The organism is Streptomyces sp. NPDC032745 (assembly GCF_055579465.1).
In genome coordinates this window covers 348,270-361,904 of sequence record NZ_JBVING010000005.1, presented here as the reverse complement: position 1 = coordinate 361,904, position 13,635 = coordinate 348,270, and the positions used below count along the sequence as shown (strand labels likewise).

Genomic DNA, 13,635 nt, shown 5'->3' with positions numbered 1-13,635 from the left:
TCCTTCATTGGACGCCGTACCACTGGCTGGCCCAGCCGGTGTTGATGATGCTGGTGGTCTGCTGGGTCAGGTCGAGGGTGGACGGTAGCGTCGCCTGACCGGACAGCATGTTCGAGTACCTCAGCCTTGGCGCGGTCAGGCCGCAGTTGACGGTGATGCCGGCGCCGGTGGCCTTGAAGGTGAGGGAGTTGGTGGCCCAGGTGCCGTTCAGCAGCATCGCGATGTAGTACTCGCCGGGGCTGGCCGTGAACGGGGTCACCAGGTCGACCGACTTGCCCGTAGCCCCGGACAGCAGTGCCGAGGAGATGTCCGCGGTCACCCCGACCAGGGTGCCGGCCGAGTTGTAGACGCCCAGGTAGCAGCCCGCGAGGGAGGCGGAACCGTCGACCCCAGCGAGGCCGAACCAGATCTTCGACCAGGTGATCGACTTGCGGATCACCATCTGAACGAGGGTGATCCGGCCTGCAACGCCGGCGTTCGACTGGGCGGTGACGTGGCCAGCATCGTTGGGGTCGCCAGTCCAGGCGAGCAGGCCCTGGTCCGCAGGGGTGCGGGCCGGGTTGTCGAGGTTGATTCCGGACGCGGCGGGTGCGGAGCCGGAGACCTTGACGACTTCGAGGATCGACCCGGCCTTCAGGGTGACGGCGGTGCCGTTGCTCGTCTGCTGTGCCCACCGGAGTCGCAGCAGACCGGGGGTTGCCCCGGTGGCGATGAGACCGCGCGGGGTGGCGATGATCCCGGCGAGCGTGGCCGAGGACGCCATCACACCGATGTCCGAGTTCGATCCGTACTGCCGGGCGGCCACCTTCACCTGCGCCGACCCGTCCGGAACCGTGGTGCCGAGGGTGCCGGCGAACGGCGCCCACCCGCCAGTAGCACCAGACGGCACCGTGTACGTGATCGTCGCGTCCGCAGCCTCAGGGCCATCGAACAGCAGCGTCGAGTTGAACCGGTACACGCTGTTCGCCTCGAGGCTCGCGAACAGGTGCCCATCGTCCGAAACCGTCGTGACCGCGGTGCGCGTCTCGTCGACCGTCTTGACGACGGTCTGGGTCAGCGCGGACAGGGTGGCCACCGCGGCAGCCGCGGCAGTCTCCGGGTCGGTACCGATCGTGGACTGGGAGATCCAACCCGAGCCGGACGGCAGCAGGGTGACCGCATTACCCTGCGCCGACAACAGCCTGGTCAGCTGCCCGTCGATGAGCTCACTGCCCGCCCCATCGATGGTGATGGCGTTCGCGGAGGCATCGGTCTTCTTGACGACGACCCGCCGGGCCCGCCCGACGGCGGTCGGCAGCGTGATCGTGAACGCTCCGGACGTGGCGTCTGCGGTGATCACCTCGTCGAAGCTGGTGACCGTATAGGCGTTCGTCTTTGCGGCGACCGGGAACGTGAGCTGCGCGTTCTCAATGCGCAAGCCGGTCGGGGCGTCCAGCGTCAGGTTGGCCGCGGTGAACAGGCCGGCGAGGACCACCCGGCCGCGGGCGGCGGCGAGGCCAGTCCCGCTGCTGCGGTCACCGAACCTCGGTGTGGACGTCTCGGTGTCGATCCGCAGGTCCATGGTCGGGCCGAGACCGTTCGTCCCGGGCCCGAACACATACACGAGATACGTGCACTGCTCAACGCTGACCAGGGTGGCGCGGATGGAGTGCGCGGCGCCGACGGAGCTGTAGTAGCTGCCCGCCGGGCAGAACGCCGCCCAGCAGTACAGGAGGCGCAGGCCGTAGATGTCGGTGTGCTCGGGGACGACGATGGCGTAGGTGTAGCCGCCGCCGCAGGTCACGTTTTCGACGAGCGTGAGGTCGTTGTTGCCGTTGGCGGGCAGGAGGCAGCCGATCGACAGGCCGGTGGCGAAGACGCCCGGGGAGACGTAGGACCCGCCCGGGACGGTGCCGGTCGTGCTGTAGGCGACGTCCTGGAGGCGCGCGTTGGCGACGCCGGACAGGTCGATCGCGGTGTACGTGAGCCCGAATTTCGAGTGGGCGGTCAGGATCGACAGGTTGCCGATGTCGACGTACAGGTTGGAGAACACCCCGGGCGCGACGCCATAGCCGCCAGGCTGTGCCGGGCCGCCGAGCACGGCCGGGTTGCCGCCGGCGTTGATGCTGGCGGTCTGCGCTCCGGCTGACGCAAAGATCCCGAACGACAGCAGCGTCGCCCCGGTCGTATTGGGGACGGTCTGTTGCCAGTGCTGGACGCCAGCGCCGCTGGATGTGCCGCGGATCGACAGGGTGATCTTCCGGCCGGTCGTCGCGTACACGGGCAGGGTCAGCTGGGCGTTGCCGAGCGTCGAACCGCCCGTCTTGAGTGCGCCCGCGATGCCGTAGAACTGGCCTGCGGCGGGCGGTATCCGCACGGTCGCGGAGCCGGAGTGGGCGACGGCGTAGGCGGCTGCAGCGTCGATGGCAGCTTGGATGGCCACGGTGTCGTCTGACGCCCACATCGCGCAGGCGCCGGAGACGGTGCTGCCTGCGGTCGCGGACAGTGTGACCTGGGTGCTGCTCGTATACGCGCTGATGGTGCCGACTAGGGTCTCGCCGGAGGCTCCCGCCCCGAGGACCATGACCGCCTTGCCGGCGTCCCCGGCGGTGAAGCTGGCCGTGGCGCTGGTAAGGACCGCGCTGCTCGCTGTCATGGCGGCATCGGCAACCACCTTGCCGTTGCCGACCGCTCCGTAGGCGGCGACGTCGAAGACCCAGGCATCGGGCGCGGTGAAGCGGGAGTCGTCTCCGGCCGCAACCGTGCCAGCGGCAGTGCCGACGCTGCGGGTTGCCGAGTTGCCGAGCCCGAGGTTCGTGCGTGCCGTCGCCGGGTTGGGAAGGTCGGACAGGTTCTGGGCCTTCTGGGCGGCGCCACTTATGCGGCTGTCATCGCCCGCGGCCACCGCCGAAGCACTGGTGCCGACGTTGAGGACTGCGGCCCCGCCGAGCCCTAGGTTGCTGCGGGCGGCCGAAGCTGAGTTCAGGTCGGAGAGGTTGTTCGTCCGCAGCAGCGCGCCGCCCGCTCCGAGGGCCTGGCCAGTACCCCACGCCCCGGCCGCCTTCGGGCCGTAGATGACGAGTGCGGACGGGGTGGCGTTGTCGATGTACCAGTCGCCGTCGATCCCCGTGCCCGAGGAGGGGGCGCCGGATCCGTTGAGGACGCTGTTGCCGCGGGGCCCGGACGTTCCGGCGGAGGCCACGATGACGCTGGTCACGACGATGCACCCCCTACGCTGCGGAGACGAGACGGGAGTAGAACGGCCCCTCGACGAGGCATGTCGCGTCGGGCTGGCCGGGGTCCATCCACAGGGCGAACGGCCGGCAGCCGGTCCCGAGGAGGGCCGTTGCGGCCGGGGCGAGCACGACCTGGATCGTCGCGGTCTGCGTGTCGACGGTCAGGTAGCCCTGGGTGGTAGCCGTCGCAGTGACTGCGATAAGCGGCGGCACGGTCGCATCGGCCGCGTTGGGCCGGATCACGAACTCGAAGCTCTTGCCGCTGATGTCCATGTGGGTGCCGTCATCGTCCAGCAGCGTGAACGTGGCAGCCCACTGGGCGCCAGCGACGACGGCTGTCCGCCATCTCAGGGGCAGATCAGGCATCGTGCACCCCCGATCAGCTGTACGAGGTTAGGCGGCCTGCAGGGTGTAGACGCGGCGGGCCCGTTCCCGGGTGGCCTTCTCGGCTCGGATCACGTCGATGGCCCGGAAGAACGGACGGCCCCGACGCCGCTCTGCTGCCGTCAGGCGCCCGCGGTAGCACCAGTTACGGATCACGACCTCGGTCACGCCGGCGGCTTCGGCTGCTTCGGCGACGGACCAGAGGGTCGTATGCAGATCCACGTCCAGGTCGACCATCGGATCTCCTTCCGGCCGGAGCCCGGAACGCAAAAGGCCCTCGCCAGGTGAACTGTGAGGGCCTTGAGCACGTTTGGGCATGCTGCGTGTACCAGCATCGTCATGCATGACGCGGTAGAAATCAAGCCGCCGCGGAAATGCCAGTGGCAAGAGCCTTCACGTAGGCGTCGTACTCGGCGCCGGTAAGGATGCGCTGGCAGTCGGGGTCGCGGCATTCGATGTACGGCCGGTCGCCGACGAGACGGAGGTCGCGGGACTCGGCCAGATACGGACCCTGACAGCGCGGGCATGGGGCGAGCTTGCGGACATCGTGCTGCGGGTGCGCCTTGATGAAGCGCTGCGCGGCGGAATGCCAGCCGCGGATCTGGCCGCCGGGGTTGGCGTTGCCGCGGTCGTGCGGCTCACTGGCGGCGGGGTGGTGCTGCATCATCCAGTCGAGGTGCGCCTCGAGGATGCGGGCGACGTCGGTGATGCGGCGGCCTTCGGTGATGCCGTCGCGCGCTGGCTCATGGTCGGCAGCCCATATCCCGCGCCGGTACAGGACGTCGGACTGCAGCTCCTCCATTTCGCCGAGTATCGCCTCGAGGAAGAGGCGTGCGGCCTGTCCCGGCCAGGCCGGTGCGTCGCTGGAGCCGCGTGATCCGATGGTGGCAGTGCTCGGGGAGCGGGTTGCGTGCAGGGCTTCGAGCTGGACTGCGGTGAGGAGTTCGGGGAGTTCGGTGAGCTGCTGGCGGGCGCGTTCAGTGCATCCGTCGCATTGGACGGGGCGGCCCCAGGTGGGGGTGAGGGTGTGTTCGGTGCTGGCTTCTTCGCGGACGGTTTCCGCGCGGCGCCACGCAGAGTTGCAACTTCCCGGGCAGGGCGTCTGGTGCACGTGTAGCTCCTCGACAGCAGTGCGGAGGTGCAGCGATACACGAACAAGGTATCGGGCCGACCAGACAAGAACGCGGCACGCCAGACAGGCGGAAGGCCCGCCCCCGTTGGGGATGGCGGGCCATAGAGCTACTTACTGTCGTCGGCTGGTAGGTCCTTGGTGTGGACGGTCTCGTAGTGCCACCACCGCCCGTCCGACCACTGGAGGACCTGCGCGGTGACAGCCGGCCCGCCACTCCTCAGAGCGGCCCTGACGAAGGCGTAGGCAGCGGACTCGCTGGTGTGATCGGACTCGGCGTGGACGTCGGTGCCGGTGACGGCGACACGCCAGGGCTTGCGGGGGCGGGCGGTCATAGTCGGGCCTCCAAGGCTCGGATGGCCTGCGATGACCACCAGGTCTCGCGGTCCACGGGGTTGTCGGGTCCGGGGCGGCGGGAGAAGTCGCGAGCGGCGAGAACTCGGTACTCCCAGGTGCCGTCGTGGTACGGGCCGCGCGCTTCGAGGATCTCGGCGGTACCGTCAGGGGCGGTCCTGCTGCTTGCCCACTGCTGGTTGATGTGGGTCACGCGGGCGCCGACCGGCAACGGGTGAGGCCCGGCCGCCGCCACTAGCAGAACTCCAGGGCGCAGAAGTCGACGTCCTCAGAATCGATGTGGTAGCCGGGCCGCTCGTAACCGCGGCGGCTGCGCGCCTTGCGAGGCCACCCATTGCCGCACGTGCGCTCCCGCACGGTTGCTTCCATCTCCTCGACCGCCATCTGCACGCCATGCTCGGCGCGGATCACAACCTCCGGCCTACGCAGGAAGCCAATCCAGGCGGCAAGCGTCGTTAGCCCGACCTCAGGGTGGGCCCGCATGAGGAAACGCCACCCCTGGGCGTACTGGCCGATGTGCAGCCCTTCGCCGGTCGCGTCGCCACCAGGGAAAGGGGCGAAGGCGTAGTAGTTCACAGACATGAGGGCTCCCTATTCGCTCTATTAGTCGTCGGAATCAGTGTCGTACTCGTGGTTGTTCGTGGGCCGATCAGGCGGCGAGGACGGTGGCGCGGATGGCGACGAACCGGGCTGCGCGGGGGTTGTACGCGGTGATCAGGGTGAGGAACTGCCGGTCGGTGTAGCGGGTGCAGGGCTTCTTGGGGGCCCGCTTGGGGAGCTTTCCGGCGGAGGTCTTGCAGATGAGGGCGCGGCGGCCAGTGATGCCCAGGGCCTTCGCCTTGCCGCGGAGGGCGCCGGCGACGCAGGACGCGTCCGAGGGGTTGGCGCCGCGGGTGAGGAGGTGGCTGGCGAGGGTGTGGGGGCGGCGGGCGTCCCGGTTGGCGCGGGTCCGGTCGCGGAGGATGCGGCGGGCGGTGCGGGCCTTGGCGTTCATCGGGTCCCCCTTGTTCCTGGTGTAGCTACACCGTAGACTCTAGTGTAGCTACACCGCAAGCGATTGGCCCGAGAATCTGTAGCTACACCGAAGGAGTGGCAGATGACGCAGGTAGTTACACCCGCATACGCTGGGCGGATGCCGAACGCGCCCAAGACCCCCGCCCGCCAGATCCGCATCGGCGACCGCTGGTACGACTTCGACGCCGGCGCCAAGTCCATGGACACGGAGCGCGCGGCCGTGATCCGCGAGCTGATCGACTGGTACATCGGCGAGCCCGGCGCGAAGCTCCCGAAGCGCCCTGACCGGGACGTCATCCTCAAGGCCCGAGCCGACAGGGCCGAGGCCGATCAGTGACCCCTCACGAGAGCTGCTACCACTCGGGCTACTCACTGAGCTGCGCTGAGTACGACGATCTGCGCCGTCTCGCCCGTGGCTGCTGCAAGATCTGCAAGGAGCCGACGAGCACCCTGTCGATCGACCACGACCACGCCGTCGGATCATGGGCGGTTCGGGGGCTGCTCTGCCAGAAGTGCAACCAACACCTGAAGCTGGCCGAGGCGGGGCGCAGGCCGAAGACGGCCGCCATGTCCCGCTACCTCGCCAACGCTTGGCATAAGCGGCAGGCGAACAGCCAGGCCAAGGCGGCCCGCGTTAGGCCGCAGCAGGCTTGCCCCGGTTGCGGTCGACTCACGTCCGTTTATGCGAACGGCTCACTGCATCAACACTGGTCCTGGGCCACGCCTGCTCGCGACAAGATCTGCACCACACGGCCAGAGGTGAAGCAGCCGTGACCGCCCGGGATGAGCTGCTGCGGGAGATGACCCACAACCTCCTGTACATGACCGACGAGCGGGCCGAGGAACTTGTCGACGCCGCGATCACCGAGGCGCTGACTGACCCGCACCGTCATGAGCAGGTCGCCCGGATTCTGCGTCGTGAGGCCCGCGTCAATCCGGGCTGGCTGCAGGCCTTCGTCCGCAAGGAGGAGCGCGTCCAGGGACGCCCCCTCGACTGGGTGTAACCCGCCCGACCTTGCACGCAGAGACCCCCAGGCCCGGCATGATGCGGGCATGGGGGTCTCTTTTGGTGTCGCGGGCGACACGGCGCAGGAGTGCGCGGACGGCCTTGCCCTGCTCGGGCTGCTGCGACAGCTCGGCGTGGAGGTGACGGTGACGCTCGACCCGGCGCAGGTCGGCGGCCACCGTTGGATCGCCCGCGCGGTCCCCATGACGAAGGCCCCCGCGGTCGGCGAGGGCCTGTCGGTGGAGCGGTAGTTACTGCTTGTTGATCGTCTTGGCAATCAGGCCGCGGGTCTGGGTACTGACGGTGTGATGCTCCTGGTGGACGGGCCCGGCGTAGTGGTGATGGTGCTCCGCCCCGATGCTCTGCATGCCGCGACTGGCGGCCTTGATCAGGGATCCGAGGGCGAGGATCAGTGCGACGGGGGCTGCTCCTCCGATGGCGAGGGCTGTGGGGCTGACGTGGCCGAGCGTGTACAGGACCAGGGACAGGGACCCTCCGATCGGGACTGAGACGATGCCCGCAGCCAGCATGAGGCCGCTGGCGTCGGTCGCCTTCTGGCTCATGGGGGGCCGTCCGGGCTGGGGCACGGGTTCGGCGGCTCCGATGGTGGGGTTCGGGGTGGGGTCGCGGTAGGCGGTGGGGGTCATGGCTTCGTTGACGGCATCGATGAGGCTTTTGGCCCTGTCGCGGTCGGCGTCGGTGGTCATGGTCGGTCTCCTTACGCGGCGAGGGCGGTCGCGATGTGGTCGGTGTGGGTCCATGCGCCGTGGCCCAGGTTGACGATCGGCGCGGCAGGGTCGTCCTTCATGCGCTTGAGGGCGGTACGGACCTGGGGGCCAGTCAGGCCGAGGGACTTGGCGATGATCGCGGGGGCCACGGGCTTTCCGTGCTGGAGCAGGAACGCAACGATCTTGCGGGATGTCGCGGACGGTGCGGCCGCCTCCCGCTCGACCGCGGCGGGTACGTGCTCGACGGGCTGGGCGGGGGTGCGGGGCTTCCTGGCTGGGGCGCGGGTTTCGTCGCGGAAGCGGCCGGGGTCGTAGGTGTACTGCTGGCCGGCATTGCGCAGGCGGATCATGAGGGCGTGCTCTTCGAGGACATGCCGGACGATCGGCAGGGCGTCGATGCTGGCCTGCTCAATGCCGGTGGTGAAGCCTTCGTGGGCGAGTCCGTAGGGGTCTTCGACGTAGGGGGCGCGCCACATTGCGGCCCGGTTGTCGGGGCCGGCGAGGTAGCCGAGGCCGCCGGTGCTGGTGCCGTCGTTGAATTCCTTGGGGATGGCGCCGGGGTCGATGTCGCCGAGGGCGGTGCCGGCGGCGCGCTTGCCGGCGGCGGATGATCCGGAGCGGAGGACGGCGTTGTTGCCGCCTTGGAGGATGTCGCGGATGAGGGTTTCGCCGCCGAGTTCGGAGGCGTTGGGGCTCTGGTTGGCGAGGCGGAGTTTGCCGCCGACCTTGCGGACTTCCTTGGCGCAGTCACCGATGATCTTTACGGCCTCCTCGCCGTACTTCTCGTCGGTGAGGAGGTCGTGGGCTTCGTCGAGGGTGAGGGAGAGTAGCGGGTCGGGGTCGCCGGGGACGAAGAAGGCGCGGCCGACGCGGGTGCGGCCCTTCTCGTCGGTCCACTTCATGCGGTTGTACCGCTTGGCCCGCTCTTTCATGATCGCGTGAAAGGCGCGCAGTACGACGATCCCGAAGTCGTTGCCAGGGGCGAACACGGCGACGCCGTCGGGCCAGTCCGGCAGGGACAGACCGGCCTGCGGGTCAATGACAAGCGAGCAGACCAGCGGGCTGCGTCGCTCAATTCCGAGGAGGGCGTCCAGGAGACGGGACTTGCCGGAGCCGGATGTACCGGTGACGAAGGAATGCACGGCGCCGGATCCCGGCAGGAAGAACCGGTAGTTGGCCTGGTCTCCGTCGTAGTAGGTGCCGATCGGGGCAAGCCCGGTGTCCGGGTCCAGAACATGCTGAGCGCCGAACAAGCTGCCCTTCTTCAGCGGGTTCTCTGTGAACACCGTGATCTTGCCCTTGCGGGGGGCGATCTTCTCCAGGGCGACCAGGTCGGCGTCGTCGACGCCGATCGAGGACAGCACGTCATCCATCGCCTGGATGCGGAAGCTCTTGCCCCGAGGTACGTGAATCTCAGCGCTCCAGCCGCCCTTGGGGCTGGCGATCGGCGAGACCAGCGTGCTCTTCGGGTACGGCCCGTCCGCGGCGGCCGCGTAGGTCATCCAGTCGAGCATCTGCTGGGTCAGCGCTGGAGCCTTGTTCTCGGGCTGGCGGCCCCATCGGCACCAGGCCCACGTGCCGTAGGCCGCGGACCAGGCCAGGGAGAAACCCCACCAGGGATTGTCGCCCCATTCGGGTCCGCCGACGGCGGCCATGGTCGTAAGGAGGGCGGCGCCGGTGGCCGGCATGGACAGGGCAGCGCGGCGGTCGTTGAGGCTGGGGAGGGTGCGGGCAGGCTTCCATTCGCCCTTCCACTTGAACAGGCCGGGCATCCAGCCCCACGCCCCTGCGGCTGCGGCGCCCGCCGCGCCCAGGGTGAGGGCGGTCTTCCATCCGTCGCCGGTCGCCGACAGGACATCGCCGGCCGGGCCGAGGCTGGCGGCGCCCGCCGCGATGGCGAGCCTGCCGCGGTTGGCGAATGCCCAGCTCTTGAGGGTGCGGGGCTTCTTCCCTGTGGATGCGCGGGCGGTCGCCGTGTTGGCCTGTGCGGCTCCGAACGCGGCGTAGTCGGCGTACTGGGGGGTCGGGGTCTTCGGGGCGCGCACGACGGGGTCCCTTCGGTCAGGGTTTGCGGGTTGGGGGCCGGGGCCCGGTGCTCCCCACCGCCCCCGGACCGCGGGGGCCGGGGGCGTCTGGGCATCGGCTATTCGGCGCTGTAGAAGGTGTTCCTTGCCATCGGGACCGGGCTGTCGTCGACTGCGTCCTGGATGCGGCCGTGGTTGCGGTGCGCGGTACGCGCAGCTGTCCCGGCCTGGGTGACGGAGGTGTCGGTGGCGTTCTTGTAGCGGGCCGCCGAGGCGGCCTGGCCTGAGATGACGTCACTGAGGGCGGCGATGTTGCCAACGGTGTAGACGTCGACCTGCAGGCTTTGCAGCTCCTCGGCGACGCCCTGCATCCGGTCGGCCATTTCGCTGGACCAGGCTGCGAGGTTGTCGACGTCTTCCTGCCGGGATTCGACCTCGGCGCGGATGGCATTGAGTGCGGCGAGCAGGGCACGGTGGTTGATGACGTCCGCGATCTTCGTGATGGCCACGGGTTCTCCTTCTCAGCGGTTGTAGTAGCCGGCCTGCGCGGCGACTTCGATGGGCGAGGACTGGACGGCTTCGGCGATCCCGCCGTGGTCCTTGTGGGCCGCGTCCGCGGTGGCGAGGGCAAGGTCGGCGGCATCCTTGGCAGCACCGCCGTACTGGGCTGCGGCCTGCGACTGGGCGTGGATGGATTCGCGGAGGCCGTCGACCTCGGCTCGGGTGCTGTCGTCGACTTCAAGGTCGGCCATCTCGGCTTCGATCTGGTCGAGGCGGTTGGACAGGGCCAGGTCGTCGGCGGCGATGGCCAGGGCTTCCTCGGACCGCATCTCGCACATGGCGCGGACCAGGGTCAGGGCGTTGAGCAGGCCGTCGAGGGTGCGGATTTCGGGGATGGCCCTGGAGGGTGCGGACATGGGGTCTCCGTTCTGTGCCGGGTTGGGGACGGCCGTCAGGTGCCGGGGGGCAGTGGTGGCGGGCTGGGTGGGGATCTTGGCTGTTCCGTCGCCCGGCCAGCCCATGACCTCGCCCGGATTGGTGTGTCCATGGCTGGGGCGGTCGGGGACGGCGCCGGGGGCGTCGGCGGGGATGGTGGTGGCGGGCTCGGCCTGCGGGGCAGGGGCGGGCGGCTGGGTTGGCATCGGCGGGAAGAGCGGCGGAGGCCCGGCCTTGGCGGCGGCCGCGTCTGCTTTCCTCTGCGCCTCGGCCGCGGTCTTCTCGGCATCGCGCTTGGCTGCCCGCTCTGCCATCTGCTTGCGGCGCTCAGCGCGGATCTCGGGCCACCGCTCGCGGTAGCCCTCTCCAATCGCCTTCCACATCGTGGAGCTGGTCTCGGCGAGGACTGCGAGGGGGACGGCTGCCTTGCCGCCGAGCCTGGCGCTGCGGGGCGCCGCCGCGCTGAACGTCCCGCCAGGGTCGGTGGGGCCGGACGGCTTCGGTGTGGCGCTGTTCGCTGGGCTGCCGGCCGCGACCTTCTCGACGGTCTCGCGGGCGGCCGGGCTGTCGTGACGCTGGTCGTTGATGCCGGTCACCGACTCGACGCCGCGCGCTCCGGCGTAGGCGATGGCGATGAGAACTAGGAGCTCGATCACGGGTCAGCTCCTCACGCCAGGCCGAAGGCGCCAGCGATGAGCTTGCTGACGTTGGTGACGACCCAGCCCAGGACGGTCTGGACTCCTGCGCCGATCGGACCGGGGATCGTGGAAGCGAGGACGGGCAGGATCGCGGCGAGGATGCGGGTGCGGTGCTCGACCTTGCGGGTGACCAGGTCGTTGACGAAGACGGCAGCCACGAACAGGGCGGGGACTCCGGTGATGAGCAGGCCCGTCCAGGCACCGACGAGGCTGACGGCCCATTCGTCGATGGAGTTGACGGTCTCGTTCCACCAGGCACCTGCCGGGGTGGCCACGATGGCGGCCGACGCGGTGGCGATCAGGATGGCCTGGGCGCGGTCGGTGTGGAGCTTGTTGGTGATCTTCTGGAGGCCGGGGAGCTTCTCCGAGTAGTAGAGGAGGGCCGCGGAACCGGCGCAAGCGCCGCCCGCAGCGGAGCTGACAACAGCTTCGATCATGGAAGTTCAATCCTTCCGAGGTCTCTAGGGGCTTGACGGGTGATTACAGAGCGTCGTAACCTCGCGCGCGCACGGGCGCGCATGCGCGCCCGAGTACGGGCGGCGGTGAGATTCGGAGTCACAGGCCTTGTCACAGGCTCGGTCACAGTCGCCGTCACAGCTGGCGGTTACTGTGCGTGCGTCTCGCGGACGCGCTCGATGGCGTCTGCCAGGGCCTGGAACGCCCTCTCGCGCTGGCCTGCTGGCAGGTGATCGAATGCGCCTCGAGCCCTGTCGAAGATCACTGACGCGACCGCCTCAGGCCCGAACTCGCGGGCCTCCTGCAGCCGGCGGCCCCAGTGCTCGGCACGCCGGGCCAGACGCTCGGCCTTGCGCTGCGCGAGCTTCTTCGGACGCTCGGGCGGCTGCTTCCAGGGGCTGGGGCGGTCCGCCATCTCGAGTTCTCCCGGTTCGGGCAGGTGACACCGGGTCTGCTTGCCGGGTCTGCGATCGTTCCGCTCACCGGGTCACTCAACGGCTTGACCTGCGGGTTTGTGGTTCCGACTGCGTCCGGCAGTCTCGGCAAGGTCCAGCGGCTGGTGTCGCTGGGCCCTGCCGGCTGTGCCGGGTCGCGGGTTAGGCGGGTACGGCCTCGGCTTCGCGGGTCTCGATCTCGCCCCAGGTCCGGCGAACGCGGTTCTCGCGAGCCTGGAACTTGGCCTCCTTGAAAGCGGCATATGCCTGCCGGTAGGAGCGGGGCGGCTCCATTCCGTAGCGGAGCCACCGCACGACCACTTCGAGCTGCTCGTCGGTGAGGGTCACGCCCGGCTCGGGAACCTCTACGCCGGCGGCTGCAGCGAGTTCCTCAAGGGTCAGGGCGCCCTCGGCGGGGGTCTGCCCTACCCCAACTTCGCTATCCGTTTCGCCCACGGACACGGGCGGGGTGGCCACGGCTTCGATTTCCGGGATGGCCTGCGTGGCCACCGTGTGGCCACCCTGCTCAAGCCGGGTGTGGCCAGCGTCCGTGGCCACGGGGCGTGGCCCGACGGTCAGCAGCTCCCGGGACATGAACGCGGCGGCCTTCTTGCCGTGCTTCTTGTCGGCCGCGGCGAGGGTCTTCTCGGCCTTGGCGCGAGCCCTACTGATCTTCTTCTGTGCGACGGTCAGGACTTCAGCGCGGGCGGTTTGGCGGTGCAACTCGGCGAGGTGCCCAGCAGTCTCGTCGAGGACTTCGGTGCGGGCTTCCGATCGCAGGTGACGGGCGTCCGCCGCTGCGAGGGCGTGAGCGTTGCGGGCGGCAGCGGACTGGTCGGCGATCCGATCGGCCGTGGCGGAGTCCGCCAGCACGTTGCTGGAGAAGATCCGAAGGCCCATGAAGACCGCGGCGGCGGCCGGCACGCCGGCGAAGATCTGGGCGTGCCCGAGGACCAGCAGGGTCGCGGTGGATGCGCCGATGGCTGCGACGGTCAGGCCGAGCATGACGGCCATGCCGATCCTGGACCGCTGTCGGATCGCTACCTCGGACATGCGCAGTGCGCCGATCCACAGGGCGTCGTACACCAGCGCAATCGACCATGCGGCGACGGTGGCCAGGGTGCCGTGCAGGCCGAGCATGTGGCCCAGCTGCCCGCCGACCGTGATGGCGACGAGGATGAGGGCCGCGATTGTGAGGAGCTTCTCGACGATGGCGAATACGTCGAGCTTCTTGATCCATCCGGGGGGGCTCATGAT

19 protein-coding genes are annotated in these 13,635 nt (G+C 69.4%); 4 read left to right on the top strand and 15 right to left on the bottom strand.

The window, feature by feature from the left end:
- Positions 1-4: 4 nt before the first annotated feature.
- From ACZ5WG_RS15820 to ACZ5WG_RS15785, 8 genes are all read right to left on the bottom strand, one after another.
- Positions 5-3,196: a beta strand repeat-containing protein gene (locus ACZ5WG_RS15820; RefSeq protein ID WP_468723526.1), complete on the bottom strand. Its 3,192-nt coding sequence runs from the start codon at positions 3,194-3,196 to the stop codon at positions 5-7.
- Positions 3,197-3,209: 13 nt separating this feature from the next.
- Positions 3,210-3,581, bottom strand: a complete 372-nt coding sequence (locus ACZ5WG_RS15815; protein WP_468723525.1) for a hypothetical protein — start codon at positions 3,579-3,581, stop codon at positions 3,210-3,212.
- 27 nt (positions 3,582-3,608) lie between these two features.
- Positions 3,609-3,836: a hypothetical protein gene (locus ACZ5WG_RS15810; RefSeq protein ID WP_468723523.1), complete on the bottom strand. Its 228-nt coding sequence runs from the start codon at positions 3,834-3,836 to the stop codon at positions 3,609-3,611.
- Between the two features lie 121 nt (positions 3,837-3,957).
- Positions 3,958-4,710, bottom strand: coding sequence for a hypothetical protein (locus ACZ5WG_RS15805; protein WP_468723522.1), 753 nt, complete (start codon positions 4,708-4,710; stop codon positions 3,958-3,960).
- A 128-nt stretch (positions 4,711-4,838) separates the two neighbouring features.
- Positions 4,839-5,063 carry a hypothetical protein gene (locus ACZ5WG_RS15800; RefSeq protein ID WP_468723521.1) on the bottom strand — a complete coding sequence of 75 codons (225 nt, stop codon included), beginning with the start codon at positions 5,061-5,063 and terminating at the stop codon, positions 4,839-4,841.
- Positions 5,060-5,275 carry a hypothetical protein gene (locus ACZ5WG_RS15795; protein WP_468723520.1) on the bottom strand — a complete coding sequence of 72 codons (216 nt, stop codon included), beginning with the start codon at positions 5,273-5,275 and terminating at the stop codon, positions 5,060-5,062. The genes ACZ5WG_RS15800 and ACZ5WG_RS15795 overlap by 4 nt, the downstream gene beginning before the upstream one ends.
- A gap of 41 nt (positions 5,276-5,316) precedes the next feature.
- A complete protein-coding gene (locus ACZ5WG_RS15790) occupies positions 5,317-5,664 on the bottom strand; it encodes a hypothetical protein (protein WP_468723518.1) in 348 nt (115 codons plus the stop codon).
- 67 nt (positions 5,665-5,731) lie between these two features.
- Complete coding sequence (locus tag ACZ5WG_RS15785; RefSeq protein ID WP_468723517.1) at positions 5,732-6,076, bottom strand: hypothetical protein; 345 nt, start codon at positions 6,074-6,076, stop codon at positions 5,732-5,734.
- 138 nt (positions 6,077-6,214) lie between these two features.
- Between ACZ5WG_RS15785 and ACZ5WG_RS15780 the strand changes: the two genes are divergently transcribed.
- From ACZ5WG_RS15780 to ACZ5WG_RS15765, 4 genes are read left to right on the top strand one after another with little or no spacing between them, the layout of a single operon-like run.
- Positions 6,215-6,433 carry a hypothetical protein gene (locus ACZ5WG_RS15780; protein ID WP_468723515.1) on the top strand — a complete coding sequence of 73 codons (219 nt, stop codon included), beginning with the start codon at positions 6,215-6,217 and terminating at the stop codon, positions 6,431-6,433.
- Positions 6,430-6,870: an endonuclease domain-containing protein gene (locus ACZ5WG_RS15775; RefSeq protein ID WP_468723514.1), complete on the top strand. Its 441-nt coding sequence runs from the start codon at positions 6,430-6,432 to the stop codon at positions 6,868-6,870. Before ACZ5WG_RS15780 ends, ACZ5WG_RS15775 begins: the two co-directional genes overlap by 4 nt.
- Entirely contained in the window at positions 6,867-7,100 is a 234-nt protein-coding gene (locus tag ACZ5WG_RS15770) for a hypothetical protein (RefSeq protein ID WP_468723512.1), read from the top strand. The genes ACZ5WG_RS15775 and ACZ5WG_RS15770 overlap by 4 nt, the downstream gene beginning before the upstream one ends.
- Before the next feature lie 49 nt (positions 7,101-7,149).
- Positions 7,150-7,353 carry a hypothetical protein gene (locus ACZ5WG_RS15765; protein ID WP_468723511.1) on the top strand — a complete coding sequence of 68 codons (204 nt, stop codon included), beginning with the start codon at positions 7,150-7,152 and terminating at the stop codon, positions 7,351-7,353.
- Here ACZ5WG_RS15765 and ACZ5WG_RS15760 read toward each other — a convergent pair whose 3' ends face one another.
- The 7 genes from ACZ5WG_RS15760 to ACZ5WG_RS15730 form a co-directional block, all read right to left on the bottom strand.
- A complete protein-coding gene (locus ACZ5WG_RS15760; protein WP_468723510.1) occupies positions 7,354-7,809 on the bottom strand; it encodes a hypothetical protein in 456 nt (151 codons plus the stop codon).
- 11 nt (positions 7,810-7,820) lie between these two features.
- Positions 7,821-9,875, bottom strand: coding sequence for a hypothetical protein (locus tag ACZ5WG_RS15755; protein WP_468723509.1), 2,055 nt, complete (start codon positions 9,873-9,875; stop codon positions 7,821-7,823).
- A 98-nt stretch (positions 9,876-9,973) separates the two neighbouring features.
- Positions 9,974-10,363 carry a hypothetical protein gene (locus tag ACZ5WG_RS15750; RefSeq protein ID WP_468723508.1) on the bottom strand — a complete coding sequence of 130 codons (390 nt, stop codon included), beginning with the start codon at positions 10,361-10,363 and terminating at the stop codon, positions 9,974-9,976.
- A 12-nt stretch (positions 10,364-10,375) separates the two neighbouring features.
- Entirely contained in the window at positions 10,376-11,446 is a 1,071-nt protein-coding gene (locus tag ACZ5WG_RS15745; RefSeq protein ID WP_468723507.1) for a hypothetical protein, read from the bottom strand.
- A gap of 11 nt (positions 11,447-11,457) precedes the next feature.
- Complete coding sequence (locus ACZ5WG_RS15740; protein ID WP_468723506.1) at positions 11,458-11,925, bottom strand: hypothetical protein; 468 nt, start codon at positions 11,923-11,925, stop codon at positions 11,458-11,460.
- A gap of 167 nt (positions 11,926-12,092) precedes the next feature.
- On the bottom strand, positions 12,093-12,359 hold the full coding sequence (locus ACZ5WG_RS15735) for a hypothetical protein (protein WP_468723504.1): 267 nt from the start codon (positions 12,357-12,359) through the stop codon (positions 12,093-12,095).
- 181 nt (positions 12,360-12,540) lie between these two features.
- Positions 12,541-13,632, bottom strand: a complete 1,092-nt coding sequence (locus ACZ5WG_RS15730) for a hypothetical protein (RefSeq protein ID WP_468723503.1) — start codon at positions 13,630-13,632, stop codon at positions 12,541-12,543.
- Positions 13,633-13,635: the final 3 nt, after the last annotated feature.

What these genes read in the sequence shown, in the direction of transcription:
- ACZ5WG_RS15785 (WP_468723517.1), bottom strand. Translation starts at nt 6,076, where the DNA reads ATGAACGCCAAGGCCCGCACCGCCCGCCGCATCCTCCGCGACCGGACC.
- ACZ5WG_RS15790 (WP_468723518.1), bottom strand. Translation starts at nt 5,664, where the DNA reads ATGTCTGTGAACTACTACGCCTTCGCCCCTTTCCCTGGTGGCGACGCG.
- ACZ5WG_RS15760 (WP_468723510.1), bottom strand. Translation starts at nt 7,809, where the DNA reads ATGACCACCGACGCCGACCGCGACAGGGCCAAAAGCCTCATCGATGCC.
- ACZ5WG_RS15800 (WP_468723521.1), bottom strand. Translation starts at nt 5,063, where the DNA reads ATGACCGCCCGCCCCCGCAAGCCCTGGCGTGTCGCCGTCACCGGCACC.
- ACZ5WG_RS15765 (WP_468723511.1), top strand. Translation starts at nt 7,150, where the DNA reads ATGGGGGTCTCTTTTGGTGTCGCGGGCGACACGGCGCAGGAGTGCGCG.
- ACZ5WG_RS15810 (WP_468723523.1), bottom strand. Translation starts at nt 3,836, where the DNA reads ATGGTCGACCTGGACGTGGATCTGCATACGACCCTCTGGTCCGTCGCC.
- ACZ5WG_RS15730 (WP_468723503.1), bottom strand. Translation starts at nt 13,632, where the DNA reads ATGAGCCCCCCCGGATGGATCAAGAAGCTCGACGTATTCGCCATCGTC.
- ACZ5WG_RS15780 (WP_468723515.1), top strand. Translation starts at nt 6,215, where the DNA reads ATGCCGAACGCGCCCAAGACCCCCGCCCGCCAGATCCGCATCGGCGAC.
- ACZ5WG_RS15740 (WP_468723506.1), bottom strand. Translation starts at nt 11,925, where the DNA reads ATGATCGAAGCTGTTGTCAGCTCCGCTGCGGGCGGCGCTTGCGCCGGT.
- ACZ5WG_RS15735 (WP_468723504.1), bottom strand. Translation starts at nt 12,359, where the DNA reads ATGGCGGACCGCCCCAGCCCCTGGAAGCAGCCGCCCGAGCGTCCGAAG.
- ACZ5WG_RS15815 (WP_468723525.1), bottom strand. Translation starts at nt 3,581, where the DNA reads ATGCCTGATCTGCCCCTGAGATGGCGGACAGCCGTCGTCGCTGGCGCC.